This window comes from Robinsoniella peoriensis (assembly GCF_000797495.1).
Taxonomy (GTDB): Bacteria; Bacillota; Clostridia; order Lachnospirales; family Lachnospiraceae; genus Robinsoniella; species Robinsoniella peoriensis.
The window spans coordinates 404,924-431,231 of sequence record NZ_JTGN01000001.1; the positions used below are offsets into that span (position 1 = coordinate 404,924).

At 39.6% G+C, this 26,308-nt stretch carries 25 protein-coding genes, 3 tRNA genes and 1 other annotated feature; of the genes, 6 read left to right on the forward strand and 22 right to left on the reverse strand.

Annotated elements, in window-relative coordinates; genetic code table 11:
• Positions 1-12: 12 nt before the first annotated feature.
• From QR40_RS01720 to QR40_RS01735, 4 genes are all read right to left on the reverse strand, one after another.
• The gene (locus tag QR40_RS01720; protein ID WP_200889728.1) at positions 13-642 is read right to left on the reverse strand and encodes an MBL fold metallo-hydrolase; all 630 of its coding nucleotides are present in this window, start codon (positions 640-642) and stop codon (positions 13-15) included.
• A 12-nt stretch (positions 643-654) separates the two neighbouring features.
• On the reverse strand, positions 655-2,955 hold the full coding sequence (locus QR40_RS01725) for a RelA/SpoT family protein (RefSeq protein ID WP_027293590.1): 2,301 nt from the start codon (positions 2,953-2,955) through the stop codon (positions 655-657).
• A 45-nt stretch (positions 2,956-3,000) separates the two neighbouring features.
• Entirely contained in the window at positions 3,001-3,525 is a 525-nt protein-coding gene (locus QR40_RS01730; RefSeq protein WP_027293589.1) for an adenine phosphoribosyltransferase, read from the reverse strand.
• A gap of 559 nt (positions 3,526-4,084) precedes the next feature.
• A tRNA-Leu gene (locus tag QR40_RS01735) sits at positions 4,085-4,168 on the reverse strand.
• Between the two features lie 212 nt (positions 4,169-4,380).
• On the opposite strand from QR40_RS01735, the gene QR40_RS01740 reads away from it, so the two are divergent.
• A tRNA-Leu gene (locus QR40_RS01740) sits at positions 4,381-4,464 on the forward strand.
• Positions 4,465-5,357: 893 nt separating this feature from the next.
• The gene (locus QR40_RS31650) at positions 5,358-5,510 is read left to right on the forward strand and encodes a hypothetical protein (protein ID WP_156042856.1); all 153 of its coding nucleotides are present in this window, start codon (positions 5,358-5,360) and stop codon (positions 5,508-5,510) included.
• Positions 5,511-5,895: 385 nt separating this feature from the next.
• On the opposite strand, the gene QR40_RS31655 is transcribed toward QR40_RS31650, so the two are convergent.
• The 12 genes from QR40_RS31655 to QR40_RS01795 all read right to left on the reverse strand — a co-directional run bounded on the left by QR40_RS31655 (position 5,896) and on the right by QR40_RS01795 (position 15,427).
• Positions 5,896-6,054, reverse strand: a complete 159-nt coding sequence (locus tag QR40_RS31655; protein WP_156042854.1) for a hypothetical protein — start codon at positions 6,052-6,054, stop codon at positions 5,896-5,898.
• Between the two features lie 167 nt (positions 6,055-6,221).
• Positions 6,222-6,413, reverse strand: coding sequence for a hypothetical protein (locus tag QR40_RS01745; RefSeq protein WP_027293588.1), 192 nt, complete (start codon positions 6,411-6,413; stop codon positions 6,222-6,224).
• A 368-nt stretch (positions 6,414-6,781) separates the two neighbouring features.
• A tRNA-Asn gene (locus QR40_RS01750) sits at positions 6,782-6,853 on the reverse strand.
• A gap of 130 nt (positions 6,854-6,983) precedes the next feature.
• Entirely contained in the window at positions 6,984-7,340 is a 357-nt protein-coding gene (gene rplT / locus QR40_RS01755) for a 50S ribosomal protein L20 (RefSeq protein WP_027293587.1), read from the reverse strand.
• A gap of 25 nt (positions 7,341-7,365) precedes the next feature.
• Positions 7,366-7,563 (reverse strand): 50S ribosomal protein L35, encoded by a 198-nt coding sequence (gene rpmI / locus QR40_RS01760; RefSeq protein WP_027293586.1) that lies wholly within the window; start codon positions 7,561-7,563, stop codon positions 7,366-7,368.
• Between the two features lie 51 nt (positions 7,564-7,614).
• Positions 7,615-8,112: a translation initiation factor IF-3 gene (infC, locus tag QR40_RS01765; RefSeq protein ID WP_027293585.1), complete on the reverse strand. Its 498-nt coding sequence runs from the start codon at positions 8,110-8,112 to the stop codon at positions 7,615-7,617.
• Positions 8,113-8,422: 310 nt separating this feature from the next.
• The gene (locus QR40_RS01770) at positions 8,423-8,737 is read right to left on the reverse strand and encodes a DUF1540 domain-containing protein (protein ID WP_027293584.1); all 315 of its coding nucleotides are present in this window, start codon (positions 8,735-8,737) and stop codon (positions 8,423-8,425) included.
• A gap of 77 nt (positions 8,738-8,814) precedes the next feature.
• Positions 8,815-10,767, reverse strand: coding sequence for a threonine--tRNA ligase (thrS, locus tag QR40_RS01775; protein WP_044293477.1), 1,953 nt, complete (start codon positions 10,765-10,767; stop codon positions 8,815-8,817).
• A 214-nt stretch (positions 10,768-10,981) separates the two neighbouring features.
• Positions 10,982-11,178 (reverse strand) — a binding site (T-box leader).
• A 56-nt stretch (positions 11,179-11,234) separates the two neighbouring features.
• Positions 11,235-11,978, reverse strand: a complete 744-nt coding sequence (locus QR40_RS01780) for a YdcF family protein (RefSeq protein WP_044293076.1) — start codon at positions 11,976-11,978, stop codon at positions 11,235-11,237.
• Positions 11,979-12,239: 261 nt separating this feature from the next.
• Complete coding sequence (locus QR40_RS01785) at positions 12,240-13,112, reverse strand: carbohydrate ABC transporter permease (protein WP_152614150.1); 873 nt, start codon at positions 13,110-13,112, stop codon at positions 12,240-12,242.
• The gene (locus tag QR40_RS01790) at positions 13,109-14,005 is read right to left on the reverse strand and encodes a carbohydrate ABC transporter permease (RefSeq protein WP_044293480.1); all 897 of its coding nucleotides are present in this window, start codon (positions 14,003-14,005) and stop codon (positions 13,109-13,111) included. Before QR40_RS01790 ends, QR40_RS01785 begins: the two co-directional genes overlap by 4 nt.
• A gap of 75 nt (positions 14,006-14,080) precedes the next feature.
• Positions 14,081-15,427, reverse strand: coding sequence for an ABC transporter substrate-binding protein (locus QR40_RS01795; protein ID WP_044293077.1), 1,347 nt, complete (start codon positions 15,425-15,427; stop codon positions 14,081-14,083).
• Positions 15,428-15,697: 270 nt separating this feature from the next.
• Between QR40_RS01795 and QR40_RS01800 the strand changes: the two genes are divergently transcribed.
• Both QR40_RS01800 and QR40_RS01805 read left to right on the forward strand, forming a co-directional pair.
• Complete coding sequence (locus QR40_RS01800) at positions 15,698-17,434, forward strand: sensor histidine kinase (protein ID WP_027293578.1); 1,737 nt, start codon at positions 15,698-15,700, stop codon at positions 17,432-17,434.
• A 9-nt stretch (positions 17,435-17,443) separates the two neighbouring features.
• Positions 17,444-19,009: a response regulator transcription factor gene (locus QR40_RS01805; RefSeq protein WP_044293078.1), complete on the forward strand. Its 1,566-nt coding sequence runs from the start codon at positions 17,444-17,446 to the stop codon at positions 19,007-19,009.
• A 159-nt stretch (positions 19,010-19,168) separates the two neighbouring features.
• On the opposite strand, the gene QR40_RS01810 is transcribed toward QR40_RS01805, so the two are convergent.
• The 4 genes from QR40_RS01810 to QR40_RS01825 form a co-directional block, all read right to left on the reverse strand.
• Complete coding sequence (locus QR40_RS01810; protein ID WP_027293576.1) at positions 19,169-19,675, reverse strand: SEC-C metal-binding domain-containing protein; 507 nt, start codon at positions 19,673-19,675, stop codon at positions 19,169-19,171.
• A 213-nt stretch (positions 19,676-19,888) separates the two neighbouring features.
• Positions 19,889-20,419 (reverse strand): hypothetical protein, encoded by a 531-nt coding sequence (locus QR40_RS01815; protein WP_044293079.1) that lies wholly within the window; start codon positions 20,417-20,419, stop codon positions 19,889-19,891.
• Between the two features lie 109 nt (positions 20,420-20,528).
• Positions 20,529-21,851 carry a sodium-dependent transporter gene (locus tag QR40_RS01820; protein ID WP_027293574.1) on the reverse strand — a complete coding sequence of 441 codons (1,323 nt, stop codon included), beginning with the start codon at positions 21,849-21,851 and terminating at the stop codon, positions 20,529-20,531.
• Between the two features lie 23 nt (positions 21,852-21,874).
• On the reverse strand, positions 21,875-22,900 hold the full coding sequence (locus tag QR40_RS01825) for a threonine aldolase family protein (protein ID WP_044293080.1): 1,026 nt from the start codon (positions 22,898-22,900) through the stop codon (positions 21,875-21,877).
• A 171-nt stretch (positions 22,901-23,071) separates the two neighbouring features.
• On the opposite strand from QR40_RS01825, the gene QR40_RS01830 reads away from it, so the two are divergent.
• Entirely contained in the window at positions 23,072-23,299 is a 228-nt protein-coding gene (locus QR40_RS01830; protein WP_027293572.1) for a hypothetical protein, read from the forward strand.
• Between the two features lie 59 nt (positions 23,300-23,358).
• Here QR40_RS01830 and QR40_RS01835 read toward each other — a convergent pair whose 3' ends face one another.
• Positions 23,359-23,997, reverse strand: coding sequence for a VTC domain-containing protein (locus QR40_RS01835; protein ID WP_044293081.1), 639 nt, complete (start codon positions 23,995-23,997; stop codon positions 23,359-23,361).
• 291 nt (positions 23,998-24,288) lie between these two features.
• On the opposite strand from QR40_RS01835, the gene QR40_RS01840 reads away from it, so the two are divergent.
• The gene (locus QR40_RS01840) at positions 24,289-24,891 is read left to right on the forward strand and encodes an HAD family hydrolase (RefSeq protein ID WP_044293082.1); all 603 of its coding nucleotides are present in this window, start codon (positions 24,289-24,291) and stop codon (positions 24,889-24,891) included.
• A 101-nt stretch (positions 24,892-24,992) separates the two neighbouring features.
• On the opposite strand, the gene QR40_RS01845 is transcribed toward QR40_RS01840, so the two are convergent.
• Positions 24,993-26,270 carry an adenylosuccinate synthase gene (locus QR40_RS01845; protein ID WP_027293569.1) on the reverse strand — a complete coding sequence of 426 codons (1,278 nt, stop codon included), beginning with the start codon at positions 26,268-26,270 and terminating at the stop codon, positions 24,993-24,995.
• Positions 26,271-26,308 lie beyond the last annotated feature (38 nt).

A 26,308-nucleotide genomic window follows, 5' to 3' on the forward strand; every position in this document is an offset into this window, starting at 1 on the left:
TGTAAAACGATATTAAGCAAAAGGATTATACTTTTTTTCGTGACCGATGTCTGTCATAGATTCATGCCCTGGGCAGACCTGCGTATCTTCCGGCAAAGTGTTTAAAAGCTCTTTTACCGATCTTGATAATTCCGCCTGGTTTCCGGTTGGAAAATCAGTTCTGCCTATACTTTCACGAAATAATGTATCCCCGCTGAATAAGGTCTTTTCTTCCGGCAGGTAATAACATGCCCCGCCTTTTGTATGTCCCGGTGTATGCAATACTTTGATTTTGAAGCCCGCAAGTTCTACTTCTTCCTGATCCTTTAAATAGCGGTCTGCCTTAATCACAAACGGCAGTCCAAACATCGAGGATAAGTTTAAATGATTATCCTCAGTGACCGCCTTTTCCTGCTCTAATACACAGACCGGAACCTGGAGCTCTTTCTTCAAATCCATAGCTGCACCAGTATGGTCAAAATGACCATGGGTTAATAAAATGGCTGCCACTTTAACCTGCAGGCTTTTTATCTTTTGTATAATCGCCTGTGCTCTGTCTGCCGGATCGATAATAACAGCTTCTTTGTTCTCTTCGTTGATTGCCAGATAACAATTGGTCTGCACCATCCCCAGCACCATCTTCTCGATATGCAGCTTACTCATACAACCTACTCCTTATCCGGTGGTACGTTCAATATCAATCACGCTTTCCACCTGTCTGATTTTTTCAATAAGACTGTTTAGAACTTCCCGTCCCGGCACGTCAAAGCTCATGGCAATGGTTGCCGTTCCCTGTTTGCTTGTTCTGGAATTTACACTGGTAACATCAATCTTACGTTCGGTAAAAATCCTGGATATATCTACCAGAAGTCCGGTTCTGTTATTACCGTAGATCTTAATCTCTGCAGTATAAAGTCCATTAGATCCGGTTTCCTCCGGCTCCTGCCATTCAGCATCAATAAGACGTACCCTGTCTTCTCCACCCAGATTAATAATATTTACACAATCTGTCCTGTGAATTGACACACCTCTTCCTCTAGTAACAAATCCAACGATTTCATCTCCCGGTACAGGGCTGCAGCATTTGGAAAAACGTACAGCAACATCATGAATGCCTTTTACGACAATGCCGCTTTTCGTTCTGGCAATGCGGACTTTTTCTTTTGATTCTGCTGCTTCAATAATATTTTCATCCGTGATCTGCTTCTTATGCTGCTTCTGATACTCCTCCAGAAGTTTGTTCACCACCTGGCCCTCTTTCAGTCCGCCATGGCCGATGGCCGCCAATACAGATTCCCAGTCCCGGAAACCATATTTACGCATCACACTTTCCATATATGCCGGCTTAGTAATGTCGCTTTGTACAATTGCTTTGGATTTGCAATACTGTGCAAACATTTCCTTGCCTTTAATAATATTATCTTCTTTCAGTTCATTCTTAAACCATTGGTTAATCTTGTTCTTTGCCTGAGTACTTTTTACAATCCCCAGCCAGTCACGGCTTGGACCTCTGGAATTTTGTGAAGTCACAATCTCAATACGGTCTCCGTTTTGAATCACGTAATCGATATTCACAAGCTTGCCATTTACTCTTGCACCAATCATTTTGTTCCCAACTGCACTGTGGATACTGTAAGCAAAATCAATTGGTGTTGAACCATTTGGAAGGTTCTTCACATCTCCCGCAGGTGTGAAGCAGTATACATTCTCGGCAAACAAATCCAAATCACTTTTTAACAGGCTCATGAATTCTTTATTGTCAGACATATCACGCTGCCATTCCAGAATCTGACGTAGCCAGCTTAATTTTTCTTCTTCCTGCTCAGCCACTCCTTTTTTACCGTCGGAGCTTTCTTTGTATTTCCAATGGGCAGCAATACCAAATTCTGCTGTCCGGTGCATTTCAAATGTACGGATCTGAATTTCAAAAGGCTGACCGCTGGGGCCAATCAAGGTGGTATGCAGGGATTGGTACATGTTGGGCTTAGGCATCGCAATGTAATCCTTAAAACGCCCCGGAATCGGTTTATACATCTCGTGAATTACCCCGAGAGCTGCATAACAATCCTTCACTGTGTCCACAATTATCCGAACTGCAAACAAATCATAGATCTGTTCAATCGTCTTCTGCTGATTGACCATTTTCTTATAGATACTAAAGAAATGTTTCACCCTTCCATCAATCTGCGCCCTAATCCCGGCACTTTCTACATGGAGGCTGACTTCATCGACAATACTCTGCACAAACTGCTCCCGCTCCGTTTTACGCAGTGAAACTTTTTCCACAAGGTCATAGTACACTTCAGGCTCCAGATATTTTAAAGAAAGATCATCCAGCTCCACCTTAATCTTGGAAATACCAAGCCGTTGGGCAATGGGTGCATAAATATCCATGGTTTCCCTTGCTTTTTCCTTCTGCTTTTCCGGCTTCATATACTTCAAAGTCCGCATGTTATGCAGTCTGTCCGCCAGTTTAATTAATATAACCCGAATGTCTTTCGCCATTGCCAAAAACATTTTACGCAGGTTCTCCGCCTGAACTTCAACTTTATCTGCTGAATAGGACAACTGCCCCAGTTTGGTTACACCATCCACCAGAAGTTCCACCTCTGCACCAAATTCCCTGCGTACCTCATCGGAAGTCAGAACCGTGTCTTCCACCACATCGTGCAGAAGTCCTGCTACAATGGTTTCTTTATCCAGTTCCAGATCCGCAAGTATGATTGCAACACTTAAAGGATGGATAATATATGGTTCTCCTGATTTCCTCTTCTGATCCTGATGGGCATCATTCGCAAGATGATACGCCTTTTCGATCATCGAGATATCGGTAGACGGATGATATTTTCTAACACTGCTGATCAGCTCATCATACAGGATATCCGGGCTCGTAAAATCAGCCATGCCCTTTATAATGGCATCCGCCTTTTTAATCTTATCTAATTTTTCATTTTTAATCGTCCCATTCATTGGCATTCATATCACCGTCTTCTAATTGTTATATTCGCTGCTGTTTTGCGTCTATATACCCTCATAGCAGAGCACAGACTGAACATCGTAGCCTTTCAGACGTTCTCTGCCTTTCAGCCCTGCAAGTTCCATTAAAAATACAATCTTGACTACTTCTCCGCCCAGACTTTCAATCAGCTTCACGCTGGCTTCTATAGTTCCGCCTGTAGCAATTAAATCATCAATAATAACAACCTTCTGTCCAGGCTTAACCGCATCCTTGTGAATTTCAATTTCGGCACTGCCATACTCCAGGTCATATTCCTCAGAAATTGTCTCACAGGGCAATTTCCCCTTTTTCCTCACAGGTACAAAGGAAGTATGCAAATTATATGCCAGGGGCATTCCAAAAATGAATCCTCTGGATTCTGTTCCAACAATTACATCTACCGGTATATCTCCAATTAATTCCTGCATGGAATCAATTGCAAGCTTCAATCCGTCTGCATCCTGCAAAATACTGGTAACATCTCTGAAAATAACTCCTGGTTCCGGAAAATCCGGGATACTTCTTACATAATCGTCTAGCTTCTTCATCCTGTTCTCCATTCTAAATTCAATCATTCTTCTTTATTTATCAATTTAACTTATCCATAAGTATATCATTTATCTATCGAATTATCAATTGTAAACTCCTTCAAAATTAGGCGCAAAAAAAGATGCAAAATGGTATATTTGCATCTTTTTTCTGTTATAGTGTCGTATTATGTGGTTTTTTTCTACTTTATGGGCATGAATTCCATTTATAAAGGAGACTATTTTGAGGGCAAACTCCACGAGGCCATGCCCCTTCTGTATTTATTAACCAGTCATGCAGTTCCTCATTTGCCAAAACGTATCACCGAACCATAAGCTTATAAGATTCCCAAACCGGACTCAGAAGCAGTAACCGTCATATTATAAGTTGCAGTTCCTATCGATTATGCATTACAAATTTCATAGAATACGTTCTTCCGTTCCTATCGGACATAACAAATCTATCCCCAGTGTATTGATCAAGTATATGGTACCCCCATACTTTTCAATCATACGTAAAACAAAAAATAGCCCTCTTTTCAGAAGACTACTCTTATATAAAAACCCAATATTTCTTTGATGCGGAAGATGGGACTTGAACCCACACGATATTGCTACCACAGGCACCTGAAGCCTGCGCGTCTGCCAATTCCGCCACTTCCGCGTTCTATGTAGTTACTTGCGCAACTTACATGCTATATAATACAATATTTGTAACCGCTTGTCAACAAGAATTTTAAATTTTTTCAAAAATTTATACAAATAAAAAATTTTCAACTTTTTTCGATTTTAGTGTTGACATCTGTTCCTACCAATGCTATAATTCTATCTGTTCGCAGCTGAGAGAAACACATCACAGCGGATATAACTACATAGGCGGGAGTGCTGGAATTGGCAGACAGGCAAGACTAAGGATCTTGTGTATGCATGTACGTGTGGGTTCAAGTCCCATCTCCCGCATAGTTAATTTTGAGAAGAATACCTAATTTATTGGGTATTCTTTTTTTGTTCAATCAAACTGTGCTATTTTTTACTCCCCCCTCTCAGGTTACGAGATTAGTTTGTGGGAGATGGGTCCCGGATGAAGGGCACATAGCGGGCTACATAACCCAATCTTTTCATTTTCCATATAATTTTCTTAATAGAATCACAAGCTTTTTTAGAAATGCTTTATTCCCACGTCATAATCTTGACACAAATATTCGATATACTAATATCATCAAATGAAGGACAGCGGTTTCACAACATAAATAAATTAGCTTACCTATCGTGGACTGCCGTTGGACTTCGACTAACAATTATCCAAACAATATTGGTTAACATAAACTTTTTCATAACTCAGCCCTGTACTCACAGTACAGGGCTCTCCCTCCGTTCAGAGATATAAAAAAATATCGCAGCCACGAGCCAACCATGACCACCCAGTCCGATTTATCAGGTTGAAATCCGTAAAAATTAATGGGTATCATCAGCATAAGCGGAAAGTATTTATGAGAACCAGACTCTATCTATTTCATATTTCCCTACCAATTTCTTAATACAATCTAAAGCTTTTTTATAAATCATTTATTTCTCTGCCACACTTCGGACACAAATCTTCGGTATACTATATATATCAAATGAAGAACAGCGGTTTTACCTAACACCTTGTTATGTGAGCTGCCGCTGGACTTCGACAAACAACTATCCTATTATTGGTTTATATAAAATCTTTTTCATAACTCTGCCAGTACTGTTAACAGTACTGGCCTCCCTCTTTTTATGGACCTTTTTTACTTTTTTTCTGTCCATTTTTTCCCATGCATAATAAACTATAAATTACGAAATACTATCTCAAAAAAGGAGTGTGTATTATGGAAACTAAAAATACTAATAAAAATGATTATAAGTTTGCAGATATTAATGAATCCTGCAAAAGTGATATTGATGCATTAGAAAGCACTATCAGTAATAAGTTAAATAAACAAATTGCCATCGTTGCATACGAACACTCGGAAGAGGAATAATAATAATGTGGCTGCCGTGAATCCTTAAGATGTACGGCAGCCACATTACTTTTTTATTTTTGAGGGAGTCAGACTGGTAACGTCGTGGGGTTTTACCAGACTGAACGAGTTGTGAAATATACCAGCTTCCGCTAATATAATTTGTATATTAACATATTTATACAAAATTCGCAATAATCTAAATATAGAAATTTGTGTTATAATCCAAAAATTTTCTTGTTATAAAATGACCCTGCCGGAAGAAGATATACACTTCCCCCAACAGGGCAGAATATGATATTTCCTTTTTCTTTTGTTTCCCTACCTGTCAGGAGCCCCCCGGCACCACTTTAGAGCCTTTATCTGTGCTAATACGGCTTTCTTTCTCATATAGTATCCAAGAATCTTATTTACTGTTGTATTTACGCAAATATTCTATTTGCTCCCGATCTTCCTGATCTTTGTCTTTTGAATTACCGGATACCTGACATAAGGCTATTACAAAAACGCCGCTCGCCATTCCGGCAAAAAACAACCCGAATCCCATCAATATCTCCAGACCCATATGACAATCCCCCTGTAAGAATACACTTCTCTATTTATAATAATATGATAGACATATTTTTTTATACTTAATCACAGAAAGAATTAAATTTTCATATTAATCGCAAAAAATCCTGAAGACCGTGATTGTAAACCAGTCTTCAGGATTTCTTAATTGAATTTAATTTTTTACGACGGTATTACTTTAATTGTCCATGCATAACCATTCTTTGTCCATACTTTGTAGTCATTATCTTTATGATTATAAGTAATGTGATCCAATTCAGGATTTGCATTAACATTTATAATATTCATATACTCTATGGGATTCAGCTCCCAGTTTCTGCTTCGCAGATATGAATCAATTTCGTGACTGTACATCTGATGCCCTCCTGTCTGTGTTTTATTTTGTGCTTTATCTTGTGCTTTATTTTGTGCTTTATCTTGTACTTTATCTTGTACTTTATTTTGTGTTCTATTTTTCTATTCTGTATTATTTCTTCTTAATCTTATTTTACCAATCTTATTTTGTATTTAAAATAGAAATTTTTATCGATTTGTGGTAATATTTTATCTTCTTTTGTAAATCTTTCGGTTTTTTAACTGGAAAACAGGTTGTAATTAGATCTGATTACGGCCTGACCACTATTTATCGTACAAAAAACGGAAGCCAACCACATAAAATGTTTAGGCTTCCGCAAATAATCTTCATTATGAAATTCTCTTACTCAAAAAATAAGCAGTAAAAACTCCCCGAGTTGGGCTCGAACCAACAACCCTTCGGTTAACAGCCGAATGCTCTACCATTGAGCTATCGAGGAATACAAATCATATTATAAACCTTATATGAAATATGTCAAGAGGGTTTTCGCACTTTTCCAAAGAATTTGATCGTCTTTTTACGACAAAATTCCCCGAAGATTAAGTATCCCCGGGGTATCTAAAACACTATTATGCCAATTTAGATTTAGCCAGCTCTGCAAGTGTTGCAAAACCTTCTGCATCATTAACAGCCATATCAGCTAAGATTTTTCTATTCATTTCAACTTCAGCAAGTTTTAATCCATACATAAATTTGCTGTAGGATAATCCGTTGATTCTAGCTGCTGCGTTGATACGAGCGATCCATAACTGTCTGAACTGACGTTTTCTTTCTTTTCTTCCTGCATAAGAGCTTGTCAATGCTCTCATTACGGACTGTTTTGCTACTTTATACTGTTTAGATCTGGCACCTCTGTAACCTTTTGCCAGCTTTAATGTTCTATTATGTCTTTTTTTAGCGTTCATTCCGCCTTTAATTCTTGCCATGTCTTATTTCCTCCTTCGCCTACTCTTATAAATAAGGTAAAATCTTCTTCATGTTTTTGAAATTTGTAGCATCTGTGATGATTGCTTTTCTTAAGTTTCTTTTTCTCTTGGCAGATTTTTTGGTTAAGATATGGCGCTTATAAGCTTTATTTCTTTTTAATTTACCTGTACCTGTTTTTTTGAAACGTTTCGCAGCTGCTCTGCTTGTTTTGATCTTTGGCATTGTATATGTTCCTCCTTATATTTAGACTTATCTATTTTAACTAAAAAATTCTTAACTACGTTTTTCAGTTAAAAACATCATAATGCTTCTGCCTTCCATTTTGGCCGGCTTATCCACTACTGCAATGTCTTCAAGTTCTTTTGCAAAATCATCCAGAATATGCCTGCTGCTCTGGATATGTGCCATTTCTCTACCTCTAAAACGAAGTGTTACCTTTACTTTGTTGCCTTTTTGAATAAACTTTCTGGCAGCACTTACTTTTGTATTCAAGTCATTTACATCGATATTTGGCGATAAACGAACTTCCTTTACATCAATAACCTTTTGCTTTTTCTTCGCTTCTTTTTCTTTTCTCACCAGTTCGTAACGATACTTTCCGTAATCGATAATCTTACAAACAGGCGGTTTCGCTGTCGGAGCGATTTTAACCAGGTCTAATTCTGCTTCTTTAGCCAGTCTCATTGCCTCTTTTGTAGGCATAACACCTAATTGTTCTCCGTTTTCACCAATCAAACGGATCTCTCTGTCTCTGATTTGCTCGTTAATCATTAATTCGCTAATTGTCTTGCACCTCCATAAAATGCTTGAAATAAATACCACTTCGCTGCTAATTATCCGCATAAAAAAAGTGGATAGATAGACTATCCACATAATATTCCCATAGAACGTTCCTATGTAACATATTAACCGATAGTCACCTCTGTGCTATGGTGAGAGTGGATACTCTACTTTGATTTCTTGTAACCTTATTTACTTTACCACATTCAAAATTTATTGTCAACTATTAATTTATTATTTTAACACATACATCAGAAAAGCAGCTCTAACTTCCGAGCCGCTTTTCCTTATACTTCACAAATTATTTTTCTTCGAAGCTTGCGCATTCTGTCTGGTCGCAATGCTTTGCGGCTGCACCGGCTATACCGATCTTATCTGCACTGCATTTACAGGATTCATTGAATGTGCAGTTACGTGCTTCACAGTCTACATCAATCTTCTGACATGGAGTTCCCATGGAACTTCTGGCATTGTCACCTTTTCTTTCCCTGAAACTGGAACAACATGTTTCCTGGCATTTTTCTGCATGGTCTCCACCAACCTGGATATCACCTTTGCAGCAACACTCTGCATCGTTATAGACACAACTTTGAGCGGAACATACTAATAATGGCATGATACTACCTCCTTTGATTTATTTGGGATAGTATCTGCCTTTTTAGATTTTTTATTCGTTAATATTTTAGAGCGTGATCAATCTTCCACTTCGATTTTACGGATTTCTTTTGTACGGATCTCTTTACAGATATCATCTATAAAAGTATCCAGGGCTTTTTGCCCTTCATCCCCTTTAAATCTGCTTCTTACAGAAACTACGCCGTCTTCTTCTTCTTTCGCACCTACTACCAGCATATAAGGCACTTTGTCCAGACGGGCTTCACGGATTTTATAACCAATCTTTTCAGAACGTTCATCTGTTGTACAGCGGATGCCGTTTAATTTCAACTGGTCTTCCACTTTTTTTGCGTAATCATGATATTTTTCAGAAATCGGGAGTACACGTACTTGTTCCGGACACAGCCATGTAGGGAATTTTCCTGCATATTTTTCAATCAGCCATGCAAGTGTCCTTTCATAGCAGCCCATGCTTGTTCTGTGGATAATAAACGGACGTTTCTTTTCGCCGTCTTTATCTACATAATACATATCGAACTGCTCAGCCAATGCAAAATCTAACTGAATCGTAATCATGGTATCTTCTTTTCCATAGACATTTTTCGCCTGGATATCCAGTTTTGGTCCGTAGAATGCTGCTTCTCCATCGGCTTCTACAAATGGAAGTCCCAGCTCTAATAGCATTTCACGCATTACACCCTGGGATTCTTCCCAATATGCTGCATCTCCGATATATTTTTCTGTATTGTTTGGATCCCATTTGGACAAACGGTATGTTACATCATTTTCCAATCCCAGAGTCTTAAGGCAATACAGTGCCAGATTTACACATCCTTTGAACTCTTCGTGTATCTGCTCCGGAGTCATGATTAAATGTCCTTCAGAAATGGTAAACTGACGTACTCTGGTAAGTCCATGCATTTCTCCGGATTCCTCATTCCTGAATAATGTAGAGGTTTCGCCATAACGCAGCGGCAGATCACGATAGCTCTTCTGGCTTGCTTTATATACATAATACTGGAATGGACAGGTCATCGGACGAAGTGCAAATACTTCGTCGTCCTTTTCCTCGTCTCCCAGAACAAACATCCCATCTTTATAGTGATCCCAGTGACCGGAAATCTTATACAGATCACTTTTTGCCATTAATGGCGTTTTCGTTCTCACATAGCCTCTTTTTTCTTCTTCGTCTTCGATCCATCTCTGCAATGTCTGGATGATGGTTACTCCCTTAGGCATAATAAGGGGCAAACCCTGACCAATTACGTCTACCGTAGTGAAAAGTTCCATTTCACGGCCCAGTTTATTATGGTCACGTTTTTTTGCTTCTTCCATCTGTAACAGATATGCATTTAATTCATCTTTTTTCGCAAATGCTGTTCCGTAAATACGTGCAAGCATTTTATTTTTTTCGTTTCCTCTCCAATATGCACCGGAAGAAGACGTCAGTTTAAATGCTTTGATAGACTTTGTGCTCATTAAATGAGGTCCTGCACAGAGATCTGTAAAATCTCCCTGACGATAAAAAGAGATAATTGAATCTTCCGGAAGATCCCGGATTAATTCTACTTTGTAATGCTCACCTTTTTCTTCCATAAACTGAATCGCTTCTGCTCTTGGCAAAGTGAATTTCTCAAGCTTTGCTCCTTCTTTGATGATTTTCTTCATTTCTTTTTCAATATTATCAAGGTCATCTCTGGAGAATGGCTCATGATCAAAGTCATAATAAAAACCGGTGTCAATAGATGGCCCAATTGCCAGTTTTGCTTCCGGATAAAGGCGCTTTACAGCCTCTGCCAGCACATGGGACGTAGTATGGCGCAGCGCCGCCAATCCCTTTTCATCATTTGCAGTTAATATAGAGAGTTCACAATCCCGGTCTACGACTGTACGCAGATCCACAACCTCTCCATTTACTTCTCCGGCACATGCCATTCTTGCCAGTCCTTCACTGATATCCAAAGCGATATCATGTACGGATTTACTTTCTTCATATTCTTTTTTTGATCCATCTTTTAATGTAATAATCATTTTACTACCCATTACATGCCGCAGGCTTTTCTGCAGCACGCCACAAATTAAAATGTGGTTACCTTTCTTTCTTTTTTATTTCAGCTTTAACAACATGTATCACGCAGGCTTTTTTACTGCATACCAGATATACAGTATCATTTACACAGATTTACTTTTGTACAGGGATAGTATTTCCACGCAAAAAGTCCCTGGACCATACCTGCCGGTACAATCCAGGGACGAGTATTCTTACTCGCGGTTCCACCCTGATTGTTTCTAAGAAACCACTTCATTTTGATGATAACGGGATCACCGGACCGGATTAGGGTCACTCAGAGGCAGTTTTCAAATGTTTCCTAACAGGATATTTCCAGCACCAATCCCTCTCTGGGTTATTCCGCATTTTACTCTTCTCTTCAACGTATTAACATTATCTACCCTTGATTATAGCATTTAAGCTTCATTTGTCAACACCTGAAATTAATTTAAATATTTCCAACCAGTTTTTCTTTTACCAAAGCAAAAAATTCCCGCAACAGATAATGGACTTGAAATCTTGGATCGGAAGCCGCCGCAATTCCGGACAGATTTGTATATCCCTGTTTCTCCCCCAGCTGCATTGCACGAAACACATGGAAATTATTTGTTACAATACCGACTTTGGCATCTTTACTTCCAATTACCTGTGCACTGTATTTTAAATTTTCTTCCGTGCTGGTAGATTTATCTTCCAAAATAAGCCGGCTTTCTTCGATTCCCTCAGCTGACAGGTACCGTCTCATTGCCTCTGCCTCGGTGATATTTTCCCCCGGACCCTTTCCGCCGGAAAGAACGGCCTTGCTGTCCGTATTTTCTTTCAAGTATTCTGCTGCTGCTTCCAGACGCAATGTCAATGCTTTACTGGGTACTTCCCCTTTCACCTGGGCTCCCAGAATCACCACGTAGTCCAGATTCTTTTCACCATGCTGAAACATGCCGGTAAAAATAAATATTTCCACAAGCAAGAACACAAATAGTCCCACTGCCAATACCCCGCCAAAAATCACTTTGCACCACGAGGGAAAAAGATGTACACCCGGATGGGTTTTACAATAATGACTGAAAAAGGCAAGTCCAAAAAACACGGCCGCTCCACAAAGCCATATAATTGAAAAATCCATTCCTACGCTGACTAAAATCACAAAATATAGCAATGATGCTGCTCCTAAAATCAACCATAAAATCTGCATTGTTTTTTATGCCTCCTTTTATTTATGATTATTTTCTATAATTATTTACGATATCTTCTTCAGTTTACTGTATTTTACAAGGTCTGTCAATCTGACCAATACACCATATATTTTAAACATTTCTTAAATTTTTCATATTTATACAGCAAGATGGGTTCTTTCACGCAAAAAGCAGCCCCCGTTAAAGCCAAACCGGAATCTGGTTTAACGGAAGCTGCCTGCATACAAATCAGTATTTTATTTAAATATAAAAACCTGTACTCAGCCTTTAACTGCTCCGGCTGCTATTCCATTGATAAACTGCTTTTGCAGCACTGCAAATAAAAGGATCAGCGGGAGCGCACACAGCACGCAGGCTGCAAACAGGGTATTCCACTGTGCCGGATTTTCACGATCTCCCAGAAACTGTATCATTCCTACCGGCAGGGAGTACTGATCCGATTTGGATATGAAGATCATTGGATAAAAATAATCGTTCCAAATCCACATACCCTGTGTGATCACAACCGATACAACAGCCGGTTTTAGCAAAGGGAAAACTACACTTATGAAACGTTTCCACAGACCGCATCCATCGATATAAGCAGATTCCTCAATTTCAACAGGAACCCCTTTCATAAAACCCGTCAGTAAGAAAATAGAGAATGGAAGGCTGCAGGTGATAAACATGATCATTGGCGTAAACCTGGTGTTAGGCAGCGATAAGCGTCCGAACATCTGGGCAATTGGAACGATGACCATCTGGGATGGTATAATTAAGCCTGCTATAAAGAAGTAATACAAGAACCGGCTGGTCTTTTGTTTAATCCTGGAAATTGGATATGCCGCCATTGTGGAAAACATTACAACCAGAAACACTGATCCCCCTGTTGTCATGATACTGTTCAGCAGCTGCTTGGGATACTTCATCTTTGTAAAAGCATTTATATAGCTGTCTAACGAAAACTCCTGAAATAAAAGCAAAGGTGAAATCATATTGTCGGGACTTCTAAGGGAACTGGACAATACGATTAAAAGAGGGAAAATAATAAGGCAGCAAAATAAGGTCAGCATAATATAGAGAATGAAAACCATCGGTGAAAGTTTAACCTTTGCTTCCACTTCTTTATATGTTTTTCTCCTTCTTCTCATCATAATTCCACCTCCCTTTTATTCATGTAGAACAGCATGAACACGGTAATCAGGATGATGACCGCAAATGCAGCCACAGAGAATGCACTGGCTTTTCCCATCATCTGATCATTAAACGCAATTCTATAGATGGAAAACATCAGGGTATTGGTTGATTTTCCCGGTCCTCCATTTGTCATGATAAAAGAATAATCAAAAGCTTTCAGACCACCGATTACAGCCAGAATTACATTGATAGTGACTGTTGCCGAGATCAGCGGTAGCTTAATTTTTCGAATCAGCTGCCATTCCGAACACCCGTCTATTTTACCGGCCTCCAGAAGGCTGTCATCTACCGTCTGCAGTCCCGCAAGATAAATAATCATGGTAGAGCCGAAGCCTTTCCATACTTCTACCATAGCAATGGCATATAAGGCTGTCTTATAATTGCCCAGTACATTAAAGGATGATCCGTCTAATCCGACTGCCTTCATTACTGATGCAATCATACCTGAATCCGGCATGTAAACATATGACCAGATAAAACCTACCACGATGGCACTAAACAGTGCCGGAATATAGGATACCGTCCGGAATAATGCTTTTCCCTTAAGTTTTACGTTCAGTGCCATGGCAATCACCAGTCCCAGCAGATTATTCAGAACAACTACCACAACTGCATAAATCAACGTGTTCTTAATTGCATTTATCATAGAACCATCTTTCAGCAAAGTCTGATAGTTTTTAAATCCCACGTAATCATAATCGCTATTAATTCCATTAAAGTTTGTTACACTATAGTAAAATAGCTGAAGTACCGGTACGATCCAAAAGATCACAAACAAGATCAGTGCCGGAATCACAAATACATACATCCGGTTGGGAAATACAAGGGTTTTTCGTTTTGCTTTCTTCATAATTATCCTTTCCGGCAAGTCAGAGGGAGGCTTTACAGGCTCCCTCCGGAATTCTGCCACATCTCAATCAGCTTATTACTCTGTATATAGTTCCTCAAATTTCGCCTGCATTCCATTTACAATATCATCTACCGTAGTCCCTTGTCCGCCGATCGCTTCAGAGAACAATGCTTCCATCTCGTTTTCGGTTCCCGATGGCCAGCCCTGGTTGCACCAATAAGAGGACTTTCCTTCATTATACAAATCCATAAACGGTTTCCAGAACTCATCCACATTTTCAGATCCATAACCATAAGTAACTACAATATTCCCCATATCCACCATGCTCTTCCAGATCTCAGACTCTCCATCAAACCATTTTTCCAGAATCGCTTTACTCTCTTCTATGTGTTTGGAACCGGAATAAATAGCCGGCGTAGCTCCGATAGACATTGATGCCCAGAGTTCCTCATCCGCGCTGTTTCCCGGCAGTGGGAAGTATCCCCGTTCAAAATCGACTGCACCTTTTGCACACAAGGATTTTTTATCTCCATTATGGTCAAATGTCATAGCAGCCTCCCCGTCCACAAATTTCTGGATTGCCTGCTGCGCGCTCAGTCCAAGTGATGAGCTGTCAATATAGCCCTCATCATACAGCGTCTTATACATAGATATTACTTCATCCCAGGTGTCCTTATCCGTAAACTTCGTTTCTCCGGTTCGGAGCTGGTCATCAAACTTGAGGTTCTTGGCATATACTTTGCTGGCTGCAATCTGATAGAGACCAAACTGCATCACATACATATCCTTATCGCCCATGACAATTGGCTGAATCCCTGCTTCTTTCAGAACCTTGCAGCAATTCAAAAATTCATCCCAGTTCTTGGGGATCTCCAGATTGTGTTTTTCAAACATATCTTTGTTGAAATAAGTTCCCAGCATAGATACGTTGGAACCTACTCCATAGATTTCTCCATCATAGGTGAATGCATCTCTTGCTCCCTCTCCTACCTTATCCAGCACTTTCAGATCTGTCAGCGGTTCCAGATATCCCGCCTTTGCCAGATTGATTACCCCATTTGCTCCCGCATACTTAGGGTGCACAAGAATAATGTCCGGACACTCTCCCGATGCCAGCTTCGTCTTCAAAGCTGTGTAGTACTGGTCATCCGGCAGCTTTGTAACTTCCAGTTTTATATTGGGGAATTCCTTTTCCACAAGCCCCGGTAAAATTTCTGTTTCGAAATCCGGATCAGCGGGTGTACCGGAATACATCATAGTGATTACGGTCTTATCCCCCGATGCTTTGCTCTCCTCCTGCTTTACGGTGGCGGTCTCTGCCCCCTCACTGCTTTCTGCTTTTTTGGTGTCTTTGCAGCCCGCTAAGGAAAGGGCTATCATGCTTCCCGTCAGGGCTAAAGCTAAAAATCTTTTTATTTTCATTTTGTTTTCCTCCTATGAATAACTTTTTTCATGGTTTTATCATACCATATTGCCGGTATACATTTGTTCAAAGTAATGGTGCACATTTGTTGGATCAATTTTTCTCTATTATCGAGATTCTTTCGTTCTTTTGTTATTCAAAATTTTTTCCAGGTAATATGACAAAATTATCATTACCCTGAACATAATTTGTGATATACTTCTTTTCAAAAGACCATATCTGACAAACTTCAACATTTAATATCGTTATATAAAGGAAAGGGGAGCGGAATGAAACTAAAGCATAAGTTTCTTATCATATTTCTTCTGATATCCATAATACCGGTTATCTTTATTACCACATTTACTTATACCCGGTATACCAAACTGATTGACAAACAGATCACCAGCATTACTGAAAACATATTTGAAAAATCCGGAGAAGAGCTGGAGACAAACCTCAAATCACTGGAACATATCGGAGATCTCTTCAATTTCCACAGCGAATCTGATCAGATATCTTTAAATAAAGAACTTCGAAAATATGCCGGAGATTCCGAAGGTTATTCTACTTACGACATATTCCAAAGTAATCAGAACATACATTTCATTATGAAAAATATAACCTATAGCAGCGAATTCATAAACGGTATATTTGTCTTTACGCCCAGTGGTCCTACCCTGGGTTATGGGTTAAACAGTAATATTGATGTATTCCCCGGTTATGATCCACGAAAGGAAGACTGGTACGAAAAAACGATAGGTCTGGAAGGCTCCTTTTATATAGACGGGATATCCAAGAAAGATTTTCTGATTAACAGCAGACCCTCCATTTCCTTTTCCAAAGCCCTTTATGACGGATATTCCAAGAAATTTCTGGGTGTTCTTCTGATCGACTGCTCCCCGGCTGTTTTTGATTTTTCTAAGGTAAATACGCTGAATGAAACATCAATGATTACCGTTAAATCAGACACCAATAACGTGGTCTATAGCGATCCTGCTTCATCGGAAGAAAGCTTTACACCGAAAAACAGCCATACATTGATTAAAGAATTTCCTTCTGACAATCTGCAGCTGATTTTTACCGTAAATTATGAATCTCTTTATAAAGAGTTTGATGCGACTAGAGTAATGATCCTGACAATTGCAGGTATTTGCGCAGGTGTTTTTATCATACTATCCTTCTTTTTTTCCTACTCACTGTCCCGGCCGGTCACCTACCTGAGCAGCAAGATGGCTGACTCCAAAAACCAGAAGCTTCTTACCGCTTCCCACTACCTGAACAGGAACGATGAGATTGGGATCCTGTACAATGAGTATAATCACATGATCGAGACATTGAGCGAATACATAGAAAAAGAATTACAAAACAAATTAATCTCTCTGGACTCTCAGATGAAATCCCTGGAAGCTCAGATTAATTCCCATTTTCTTTACAATACACTGGAATCCATCAACAGCATTGCGGAACTGGAGGAAGTGGAAAGTATTGCAACCATGTCACTTGCCCTGGGAGACATGTTCCGCTACAGTATTAAAACACAGTGTGAACTGGTTACGATTGAGGAAGAGCTGAAGCACGTCCAGAATTATATTTCAATTCAGCAGATCCGCTTCGAAAACCGTTTTCGTATGATCATAAATATTCCGGAAGCAATACTCAAATTTCAGGTTCTTAAGCTGATTCTACAGCCTCTGGTGGAAAATGCCTTTTACCATGGCCTGGATTATTGCCAGTACGGGAGTTTTATCCGCATTGACTGCTGGACGGAATCTTCCTTCATTTATTTTACAGTCAGTGATGATGGGATTGGTATGGATGAGCCACAACTTGAACAGCTAAACCTGGTTTTAAAGCAGAAAGCTGAATTCACGGAGCTGGGGCACCGGAACAAACAAAGTATCGGTATTAAAAATATTCACACCCGGATACAGTTATATTACGGAGATGAATACGGACTTAAGATCCAGAGTCAAAAGAACGAGGGAACTTCCATACTGATTAAGCTCCCCAAACTAAACTGTTAGGAGGATTCTATGTACACTTATATTGTAATTGATGATGAATCACTGATCCGCAAAGGAATTATCAAGAAATTATCTTCGATCCGGGATACGGTTTTATGTACCGGCGAGGCCTCTAATGGCGAGGAGGCTCTCTCACTGATTGAGTCCATCGATCCGGATATCGTGATAACCGATATGAAAATGCCCCTCATGGACGGAACAGCTTTTTTAACACTGCTTACCCAAAGATTCCCTCATATAAAAGCAATTGTCATCAGTGGTTATAAGGACTTCGACTATATGAAGCATGCCATTGCCGCCCAGGCTGTTGACTATCTGCTAAAACCCTTTGGCAAGGAAGCCCTGACCGAGGCTGTCATGAACGCCGTAAAGCAGCTGAACGACCATCAATCCATACAAAACCGTCTCGTTTCCTCAGATGAGAAAAAAGAACAGGCCCGTTATAAATACGATATACAAATGCTGCAAAATATGATTATGGGTTACCATACCTCTGATTTCTCCATTACTTCCAAACGCCTGAACTTCATTAACCAGATCCACCACCTGGTTATGATCACGGTCTATTCTCAGACCGCCCTTGATTTTACTATGCTGGAGGCTTTCCTGTCCGATAATTCTTTTGGAGACCTGGCATTATTGCTGGAACACACAACCAACCAGAACCTGGGATTTTTTATTTTGTTCAAACCGGAACATTCCGTCTTAAGCTCTGAGGAAATGTGCAGGCAGCTGATCCAGCAGCTAAACAACACTTTATATTCTTCACAAATAACTGTTTTATTCGGATGCAGCCGGACACACCATTCTCTTCTGGAACTGAATACTGCTTTCCTGGAAACAGTAACCGCTCTGAATACAAAAACTGTAGCCGGCAGCTCAACGGCTTTTTTCCCCTTGAACAGGAAACGGGAACCGATTATTATTAGCTGGGATAAAACAGAAGAATTTTTATTCCGTATCGAAGCCGGAATGATTCCCCAGACAGAAGCGCTTTTAGAAGAACTTTTTAATTATTTTCTTACAATACCTGACTGCAGTCTCTATGATATAAAAGTATTCTGTTTTTCACTGGCTGACCAGACACGCTATATGATGAGTACCTACTTTGACCAGATAAACCCGTCCTCCGCTAATAGCAGTATGCAGAATATTCTCAACAATATGTTCAGCCTGCCGGAAATAAAAGATTACTACCAGCAGTTTTACCAGAATATCGCCTCCCTTTTTAAAACAGATAATATATATGCCACAGATGATATCATAGAAAAGATGAAGATTTACATGGAGCGCCACTACCAGAATAATCTGTCCATAGAGTTCCTGTCCTCACTTTTTTACCTGAACCGCAGTTATTGCAGCCATTTATTCAAACAACGTACCGGAGAGACCTTTGTACACTGCCTGAACACCATACGGATCGCCAGAGCTAAACAAATGCTCTCTGAAACAGACAAAAAGATGTATCAGATCGCCAAAGCATCCGGATATGATAATGTAAAATATTTTTTCCGTATCTTCAAAAAATATGAACACATGACTCCGGAACAATACCGGCTTCAATACCGGCCATAAAAAAAGGAGAAACACAGCGGCCTCAACAGCTGTGCTTCTCCTTTCGATTCTATCCTAATCTATTCATCCGAAACAACCGGCATCCCATAACTACAGGGTAAATGCAGCCGGATACTCCAAAACCGGATGAAAAGCTTACTCGCTTTCACCCGGTTTTTATTATGCGTTTTTACCGCAGCATTTTTTATACTTCTTACCACTTCCGCAAGGACATGGATCATTTCTTCCAATCTTCTTGCCTTTGACAATCGTATTTGCTTTCTTTGCTTCTCTATACAGCACTTTCTTTTTCTCTTCATCGAAGATTTCATCCCACATAGGCAGCTCGTATAACCAGTCAGCCTTTGCGTCTACCATATTTTTGTAAAGAAGCTCTTTATCAAAACCTAAGTTTACCTCAGTGTTCTCATCCATTTCTTCAATTGGATTCTTCACTTTCAAACTTTCATCAATTCCATCCAGAAAGCCTACCATTGTCATTACCGGAATTTCAAACTTCTCAGCCAAATCCTTAACGGTACCTTTTACCACTTCTTCCGGATTAGCCAATAATTTCTCATAGATTCCTTTTTCAATTAAAAAATAATCAGTCCAAAACTTCTGAAGCTGCTTCTTATCTGTTTCCTGAGAGTATGCTACGTCTCTCCAATCCTGTAATAATCCCATATCTAATCCATCCTTTGTTTCATATTCGTAATCATAACACGTATAGTATATAACACTTTTGATTATTTTTCAAAAGAATTTTATTTTTTATAAAAAAATTGTATAGAAACCAAATTTCTGCTCATACTACTAACATCTACAAAAGAGAAAATTAATACTTATCCTCCCCCAAATACCGGGTCCGGCCGCAACAGCGCGGCGGGCCCGGTATTTTTAAAATTTCTTTTTAATCTTAAACTTGATATAGTCCCTGATATCTCTTTTTAACTGCTTTTTCACATCATCTTTATTTGCCTTTGCCATCTGGTCATGAAATTCATCCAACAGCCTTCGCTGGCTTTTTACATCTTCTTCAATTTTTTCCAGCTGCTTTACTTCATTTGCCGATATTCTCTGAAGAATGTATTCCGCATAGGCACTGGCAAGCTTCATGCCGCGGTGTTTCAGAATTTCATTCATTTCTTTGATAACTCTGATTTCATGATTCCCGCCTACGACAAATGCGTAAATATATGCCTGTTTATCAACCACCAGGCGGCCCAGCATCTGCTTAATGCAACCCGGCAGGTGCCCCTTTACACTTGCAAATATAAACCCGACTGTTTTATTCTCTTCATAAACGATGGATTCTGTAACAGAAGATGCCTCTACAAGCAGTACACCCTCGTTTCTTTCTTGAAACATCTTTGCAATTTCCTTACTTTTTAAACTATGTCCATCATAATATACCGTACTATTTTCCATAAGATTCCTCCATTTCAATTGTTTCCCAGTAGTTTCACGTTTCAGGTGACATTGCCGATTTCTCTTACGGTATCCTTTTAGAGCTTATATTTAAAATTGACTTTCATACTTAACCGATTCCTTTGTATACAACACTTAAAATCAGTACCAGGACAGCCAGAAAAATATAAACATATTTCGCAGTAAAATCAAAAATTTTACCCACCGGCTTCTTTCGTCCCAAATTTAATTCTTCGTCAATCTTCTTGGTCCCAAGTACCCAATAAATAATAATTGCGCACATCACTGCTCCAAATGGAACAACATAAATCGTAATGATATCCATCCACGTACCAAGATATGCTTCGTTTTCTACAAATAAACCAACTGCAAGAGCAATGGCTCCCACAATCAGGATTGCTGCCGTTCTTTTCATTTTCAGCTGCTTCATTACCGCTTCTGCACATACCTCAAACATATTAACCAGAGAGGTAATTCCGGCAAATAAAACGGAAATGAAGAATAATACAGCAATCAGTCTTCCCGCCGGCATCTGGGCAAATACCTTCGGCAGAGTGATAAACATCAGCGGCGGTCCGGAACTTGGATTCATTCCAAATGCAAATACTGCCGGAATGATTGCAAATCCCGCAAGCAGAGCTGCACAGGTATCTAAAAGAGCCGTCTGCATGGATGCCTTTGGTATATCTTCTTTTCTGCTTAAATAACTTCCATATATAATCATTCCGGAACCGGTAATTGACAATGAGAAAAATGCCTGCCCCATGGCCATCACCCAGGTCATAGGATCCAAAAGCTTCTCCCACTTGGGAATCAGCAGATATCGGTACCCTTCCATAGATCCCGGAAGGAAAAAAACACGTATTGCCACAATCGCAAATAAAATAAAAAATGCAGGCATGATAATCCGGTTTACTTTTTCTATGCCTTTTAATACCCCGCCAATTAAGATAATTACGGTGATACAGATTACAACGGTATGCCATGGAATACTTCCAAGGGTTCCCGTGATCTCACTAAAATACTGTTCTGACTCTGTATTTAAAAAACTTCCGGTTACCGCCCCAAACAGGTAGCGCAGCACCCATCCTACAATAACGGCATAACCGGTTGCGATACCCAGAGATCCCAGAAGGGGAATACTGCCCAGTATTTTACCGCCCTTTTTTCCTCTGGATTTTAATGCATAGTCATATGCACCAACGGGTCCGGTACCGGTGAGACGCCCCAGGGCAAATTCTCCCGATAATCCAACCATTCCAAATAATACTATAAATAAAAAATAAATAATTAAAAATGCAGCTCCGCCATATTGCCCAACACGATAAGGAAACATCCATATATTTCCCATTCCTACTGCTGATCCGACACTTGCCAGAACAAAACCCAGTCTGCTTCCAAACTTTGCGCTCTCGTCACCTCTTTTTGACATTCCCCTTTTTCTCCTATCGTAGTCTATAAATCTGAAATCAATGTTTGGACATCCTCCTCTTTCGTCGCCCAACTAGTGCAAAAACGCACAACACTATGCGTATCATCATAACGCTGAATATAAGCAAAACTATACTTCTCTCTTAACGTTTCCAAAAAGCTGTCTTCCATAATCGGAAACTGCTGATTCGTTGTACTATCGATAAATAACGGATATCCTTTTTCCAGTAATGCATTCTTCAGCATCATTGCCAGCTCATTGGCATGCTCTGCTATTTTAAAATAGAGGTCGTCGCGAAACAATTCACCAAACTGGATACCCAGCAGACGTCCCTTTGCCAGCATTCCGCCTTTTTGTTTTATCAGATAACGAAAATCTTCTTTTAGTGCCGGATTGGTAATGACAACCGCCTCTCCAAACAAAGCTCCTACTTTTGTCCCTCCAATGTAAAATACATCGCAGATATGGGCAACATCTGGCAGATCCAGATCATTTCCTTTCGCCGTAAGCCCGTATCCGAGTCTGGCACCATCCATAAATAAATACAATCCATATTTTTTGCAGACACTGCCAATCTCAGTCAGTTCCTTTTTGCTGTAAATAGTTCCATTCTCTGTTGGGTTGGATATATACACCATTTTAGGCTGGACCATATGTTCATGTGTCTCATCTTCCACATGATCCCGATAAAGCTTTTCAATCTGCTGTGCCTGAATTTTTCCATCATCACTTGGCAAAACCAGTACCTTATGTCCACAGGCTTCGATGGCTCCTGTCTCATGTACATTAATATGTCCGGATACCGCAGAGATCACACCCTGGTAAGAACGCAGTGCAGCATCAATCACAGTCAGATTTGTCTGGGTGCCTCCTACTAAAAAATGTACATCTGCATCCTCTCTTTTGCACTTTTCCCTGATCAGCCTGCCAGCCTCTTCACAATATCTGTCTTCCCCATATCCAGGTGTCTGCTCCAAATTCGTTTCCATCAGTTTCTTCAAAATATTCTCGTGAGCACCTTCTGCATAGTCACAATTAAAACGTATCATGTTGTCAAACCTCAATTCTCTTTAATGTATGTCTTCCGTGCATATCTTTACTGTACAAAATTTTACTCTAAAAAGCAAGGAAAAAATACAACAAGAGGCAAAATACCAACTATTTGCTTTTTCCCCCCAACTGTTGTATAATATTTCAAAACGTTATGAGGTATCTAAACTATGAAAAAGAAACAAATTCTGGCCTGGATCGGCATTGTACTGCTGGTAGCCCTTTACCTGAGCACACTTATATTCTCACTCTTAAAAAGTGACTTCGCCTATGACATGTTCCGCATCTCTGTAGCATGTACAATCATTGTTCCAGTCCTGCTGTATGGCTACATTCTTTTTTACCGGATTTCAAAAAAGGGAAAAGAAAAAGAAAAACCGGATAACCACAAAAAATAGGTTATCTGGTTTTTCCTCTGATATTGAGAAATTATGTTCCCGTTTTCCTTGCTTATCCTTTAAAATGCAAATGCTAAATCATCCGCCGGTTCTTCCGCCGTCTGGATCAAATTCATAATCATCTGTGGAAGCGTGACTTCCCATTTATAACTCACATTAACCCGGTCTTCTGAAAGACACTGGATCGGTATTCCATCACTTCCAAAAATATCCACCTCACCGCCTGCAATTCGGCTGATTCGATGGGCAAACGTGATGTAACCTTTCTTATAATTCATCATTTCTCTTTGATATTCTGTTATATGCTTCGGCCGCAGGCTATTAAGTGTGTATTGCAGATAGAAATCAGATAGCAGCTGCTTTTTATGTCCCTTCATCCATTCAACATCCTGGTTTAATATCCTCTGCGCTTCTTCTCTTGTTATCTTTACGCATCTCTTATATACAATTTCATTCTGTATATATTTTTTCTCTATATAAATCTGGGTTTCGTCGTCGTTCTTCATACAGATATAGTATTTTGGCACCGTGTCATTGTGTAGCTCCCCTGCTACTCCGGTCTGCATAAACCTAAGTTTCTTCAGGCTGTATTTTTCAATTTTCTTTTTCGGCTGGCCTGTAAGCGCAGCCTGTTTCATTTGTTCGTACTTATCTTTTCTAACTGTTTCATTTTCTTCATAATACGTGGTGTATCTCATGAAAAATCCCCCTATCTTCCACCTTATACTATATGAATGACGTCCCTACAACATGCATGTTTTTAAACTTTTTCTGTATAAAATGACTGAACATTTTTTATTCGTATTTTATAGTTTTATTATAGCATTTAATTGTGAATACATGATGTCGGACTTCTAAAAAGTTTCTTAATTATATTAAGAATTGACAAGTAAATGCTTGTCATATTATGATATATGAAATAAATATGTGCATACTGACTGCACCTTTTTTATTACTTATAACGGACGTACCAAGGAGGATCTGTCATCATGATCAAATCAATTATTTTTGATATTGGAATGGTTTTAGCTGATTATAACTGGCCCAAATATCTGCAAACTTTTTCTTACGATGAAAAAACATACCAGGCTGTTGCAAATGCAGTCTTTTTGAGCCCCACCTGGATCGAATGCGATCGCGGGGTTCTCTCTGACCGGGAACTTTTATCTGCTTTTATCAGCAATGCCCCAGAATATGAAAAAGAAATCAGAGAAGTCTACGCCACTGTAGGCGGATGCATAAAACAGTATGATTATGCAATACCCTGGATTCAGGATTTAAAGAGTAAAGGGCTTCAGATCTATGCACTTTCCAATTACGGAGAGCGGATGTTTGCACAAACAGGGAAAGAATTGAACTTTTTAGAATTAATGGATGGTGCTCTGATCTCTTATCAGGATCATTTAATAAAACCCGATCCCAGAATTTATCAAACGATTTTGGACCGGTACCATCTGATTCCGGAAGAAACTGTTTTCTTTGATGATAATGCGGATAATGTCAGAGCTGCCGCAAATCTTGGAATCATTGCCTTTCCATTTAGCAGCTACTCACAGGCAGTAGAACAATTACAATCATTGATGCAAATTTAATAATTATAAAAGCCGGAATAATCAGAAGTAAAGTAAATACTCCCGTTTATTCCGGCTGTTTTATATTGCTGTTTATATCTAGCTGTTTTCCCGGTAATCCATTATTTCCTATAAATAATATCGTCTCTTCCAGGTCCGTTGGAAATCATGGTAATTGGGAATCCTAAATGTTTTTCAACAAATTCTACATATTTTCTGCAGTTTTCCGGTAAATCTTCATAATTTTTAATTCCACGGATATCTGAATTCCAGCCTGGCAGAACTTCGATTACCGGTTTTGCCTTCTCCAATTGTGAAGTTGTAGGGAAATCTGTAGTTACTTTACCATTAATCTCATATCCGGTACATACCGGGATCTCTTCTAAGTAACCCAAAACATCCAGAACAGTAAATGCAACATCTGTCGTTCCCTGAATTCTGCAGCCGTATTTGGATGCTACACAGTCGAACCATCCCATACGTCTTGGACGTCCTGTCGTTGCTCCGTATTCACCGCCGTCTCCGCCGCGTCTTCTTAATTCATCTGCTTCTTCACCAAATATTTCACTTACGAACGCACCTGCTCCAACAGCGCTGGAATATGCTTTTACAACCGTAACAATCTTTTTGATTTCATATGGCGGAATACCTGCCCCTATAGCACCATATGCTGCTAATGTAGACGAAGATGTAACCATTGGATAGATTCCATGATCCGGGTCCTTTAAAGAGCCTAGCTGGCCTTCTAACAGGATAGTCTTTCCTTCCTGAATTGCATCCCATAAGAAAGCAGATACATCACATACATAAGGCTCTACCATTTCTTTATAGCCTTTTAATTCTGCCAGGATTTCATCCGGGTTTAATGCAGGTTTCTGATATAAATGCTCTAAGATTACGTTTTTCTGAACACATATGCGCTCCACTTTTTCTCTTAAAGCTTCTTCATCAAATAACTCACTTACCTGGAAGCCGATCTTGGCATATTTATCCGAATAAAACGGTGCAATTCCTGATTTTGTAGAACCAAAGGACTTTCCTCCCAGACGTTCTTCTTCACACTGGTCAAATAGAATGTGATAAGACATTACCATCTGTGCACGGTCAGAAACCAGAATTTTGGGAGCCGGAACCCCTCTGTCTACAATCCCTTTTATTTCATTAAATAATACAGGAATGTTCAATGCTACGCCATTGCCTATTACACTGGTTGTATGATCATAAAATACTCCTGACGGCAGCGTATGCAAAGCAAATTTACCATAGTTATTAACGATAGTATGACCTGCGTTTGCGCCTCCCTGAAATCTTACGATTATGTCTGCTTTCTCGGCAAGCATATCTGTGATCTTGCCCTTGCCTTCATCTCCCCAGTTTGCTCCTACAACTGCTTGTACCATAATGAGATCCTCCTGTATCTGTTTTTTAAATAGTTATC

Bases quoted from the DNA above. Each gene is read 5' to 3' on its own strand.
- QR40_RS01720 (WP_200889728.1), bottom strand. From the start codon at position 642: ATGAGTAAGCTGCATATCGAGAAGATGGTGCTGGGGATGGTGCAGACC.
- QR40_RS01830 (WP_027293572.1), top strand. From the start codon at position 23,072: ATGAAAAAGAAACAAATTCTGGCCTGGATCGGCATTGTACTGCTGGTA.
- QR40_RS01810 (WP_027293576.1), bottom strand. From the start codon at position 19,675: ATGGGATTATTACAGGATTGGAGAGACGTAGCATACTCTCAGGAAACA.
- QR40_RS01825 (WP_044293080.1), bottom strand. From the start codon at position 22,900: ATGATACGTTTTAATTGTGACTATGCAGAAGGTGCTCACGAGAATATT.
- rplT (WP_027293587.1), bottom strand. From the start codon at position 7,340: ATGGCAAGAATTAAAGGCGGAATGAACGCTAAAAAAAGACATAATAGA.
- infC (WP_027293585.1), bottom strand. From the start codon at position 8,112: ATGATTAACGAGCAAATCAGAGACAGAGAGATCCGTTTGATTGGTGAA.
- QR40_RS01725 (WP_027293590.1), bottom strand. From the start codon at position 2,955: ATGCCAATGAATGGGACGATTAAAAATGAAAAATTAGATAAGATTAAA.
- QR40_RS01785 (WP_152614150.1), bottom strand. From the start codon at position 13,112: ATGATGAGAAGAAGGAGAAAAACATATAAAGAAGTGGAAGCAAAGGTT.
- QR40_RS01800 (WP_027293578.1), top strand. From the start codon at position 15,698: ATGAAACTAAAGCATAAGTTTCTTATCATATTTCTTCTGATATCCATA.
- QR40_RS01840 (WP_044293082.1), top strand. From the start codon at position 24,289: ATGATCAAATCAATTATTTTTGATATTGGAATGGTTTTAGCTGATTAT.
- QR40_RS01845 (WP_027293569.1), bottom strand. From the start codon at position 26,270: ATGGTACAAGCAGTTGTAGGAGCAAACTGGGGAGATGAAGGCAAGGGC.
- thrS (WP_044293477.1), bottom strand. From the start codon at position 10,767: ATGATTATTACATTAAAAGATGGATCAAAAAAAGAATATGAAGAAAGT.
- QR40_RS01815 (WP_044293079.1), bottom strand. From the start codon at position 20,419: ATGGAAAATAGTACGGTATATTATGATGGACATAGTTTAAAAAGTAAG.
- QR40_RS01820 (WP_027293574.1), bottom strand. From the start codon at position 21,851: ATGTCAAAAAGAGGTGACGAGAGCGCAAAGTTTGGAAGCAGACTGGGT.
- QR40_RS01795 (WP_044293077.1), bottom strand. From the start codon at position 15,427: ATGAAAATAAAAAGATTTTTAGCTTTAGCCCTGACGGGAAGCATGATA.
- rpmI (WP_027293586.1), bottom strand. From the start codon at position 7,563: ATGCCAAAGATCAAAACAAGCAGAGCAGCTGCGAAACGTTTCAAAAAA.
- QR40_RS01770 (WP_027293584.1), bottom strand. From the start codon at position 8,737: ATGCCATTATTAGTATGTTCCGCTCAAAGTTGTGTCTATAACGATGCA.
- QR40_RS31655 (WP_156042854.1), bottom strand. From the start codon at position 6,054: ATGGGTCTGGAGATATTGATGGGATTCGGGTTGTTTTTTGCCGGAATG.
- QR40_RS01790 (WP_044293480.1), bottom strand. From the start codon at position 14,005: ATGAAGAAAGCAAAACGAAAAACCCTTGTATTTCCCAACCGGATGTAT.
- QR40_RS01835 (WP_044293081.1), bottom strand. From the start codon at position 23,997: ATGAGATACACCACGTATTATGAAGAAAATGAAACAGTTAGAAAAGAT.
- QR40_RS31650 (WP_156042856.1), top strand. From the start codon at position 5,358: ATGGAAACTAAAAATACTAATAAAAATGATTATAAGTTTGCAGATATT.
- QR40_RS01780 (WP_044293076.1), bottom strand. From the start codon at position 11,978: ATGCAGATTTTATGGTTGATTTTAGGAGCAGCATCATTGCTATATTTT.
- QR40_RS01805 (WP_044293078.1), top strand. From the start codon at position 17,444: ATGTACACTTATATTGTAATTGATGATGAATCACTGATCCGCAAAGGA.
- QR40_RS01745 (WP_027293588.1), bottom strand. From the start codon at position 6,413: ATGTACAGTCACGAAATTGATTCATATCTGCGAAGCAGAAACTGGGAG.
- QR40_RS01730 (WP_027293589.1), bottom strand. From the start codon at position 3,525: ATGAAGAAGCTAGACGATTATGTAAGAAGTATCCCGGATTTTCCGGAA.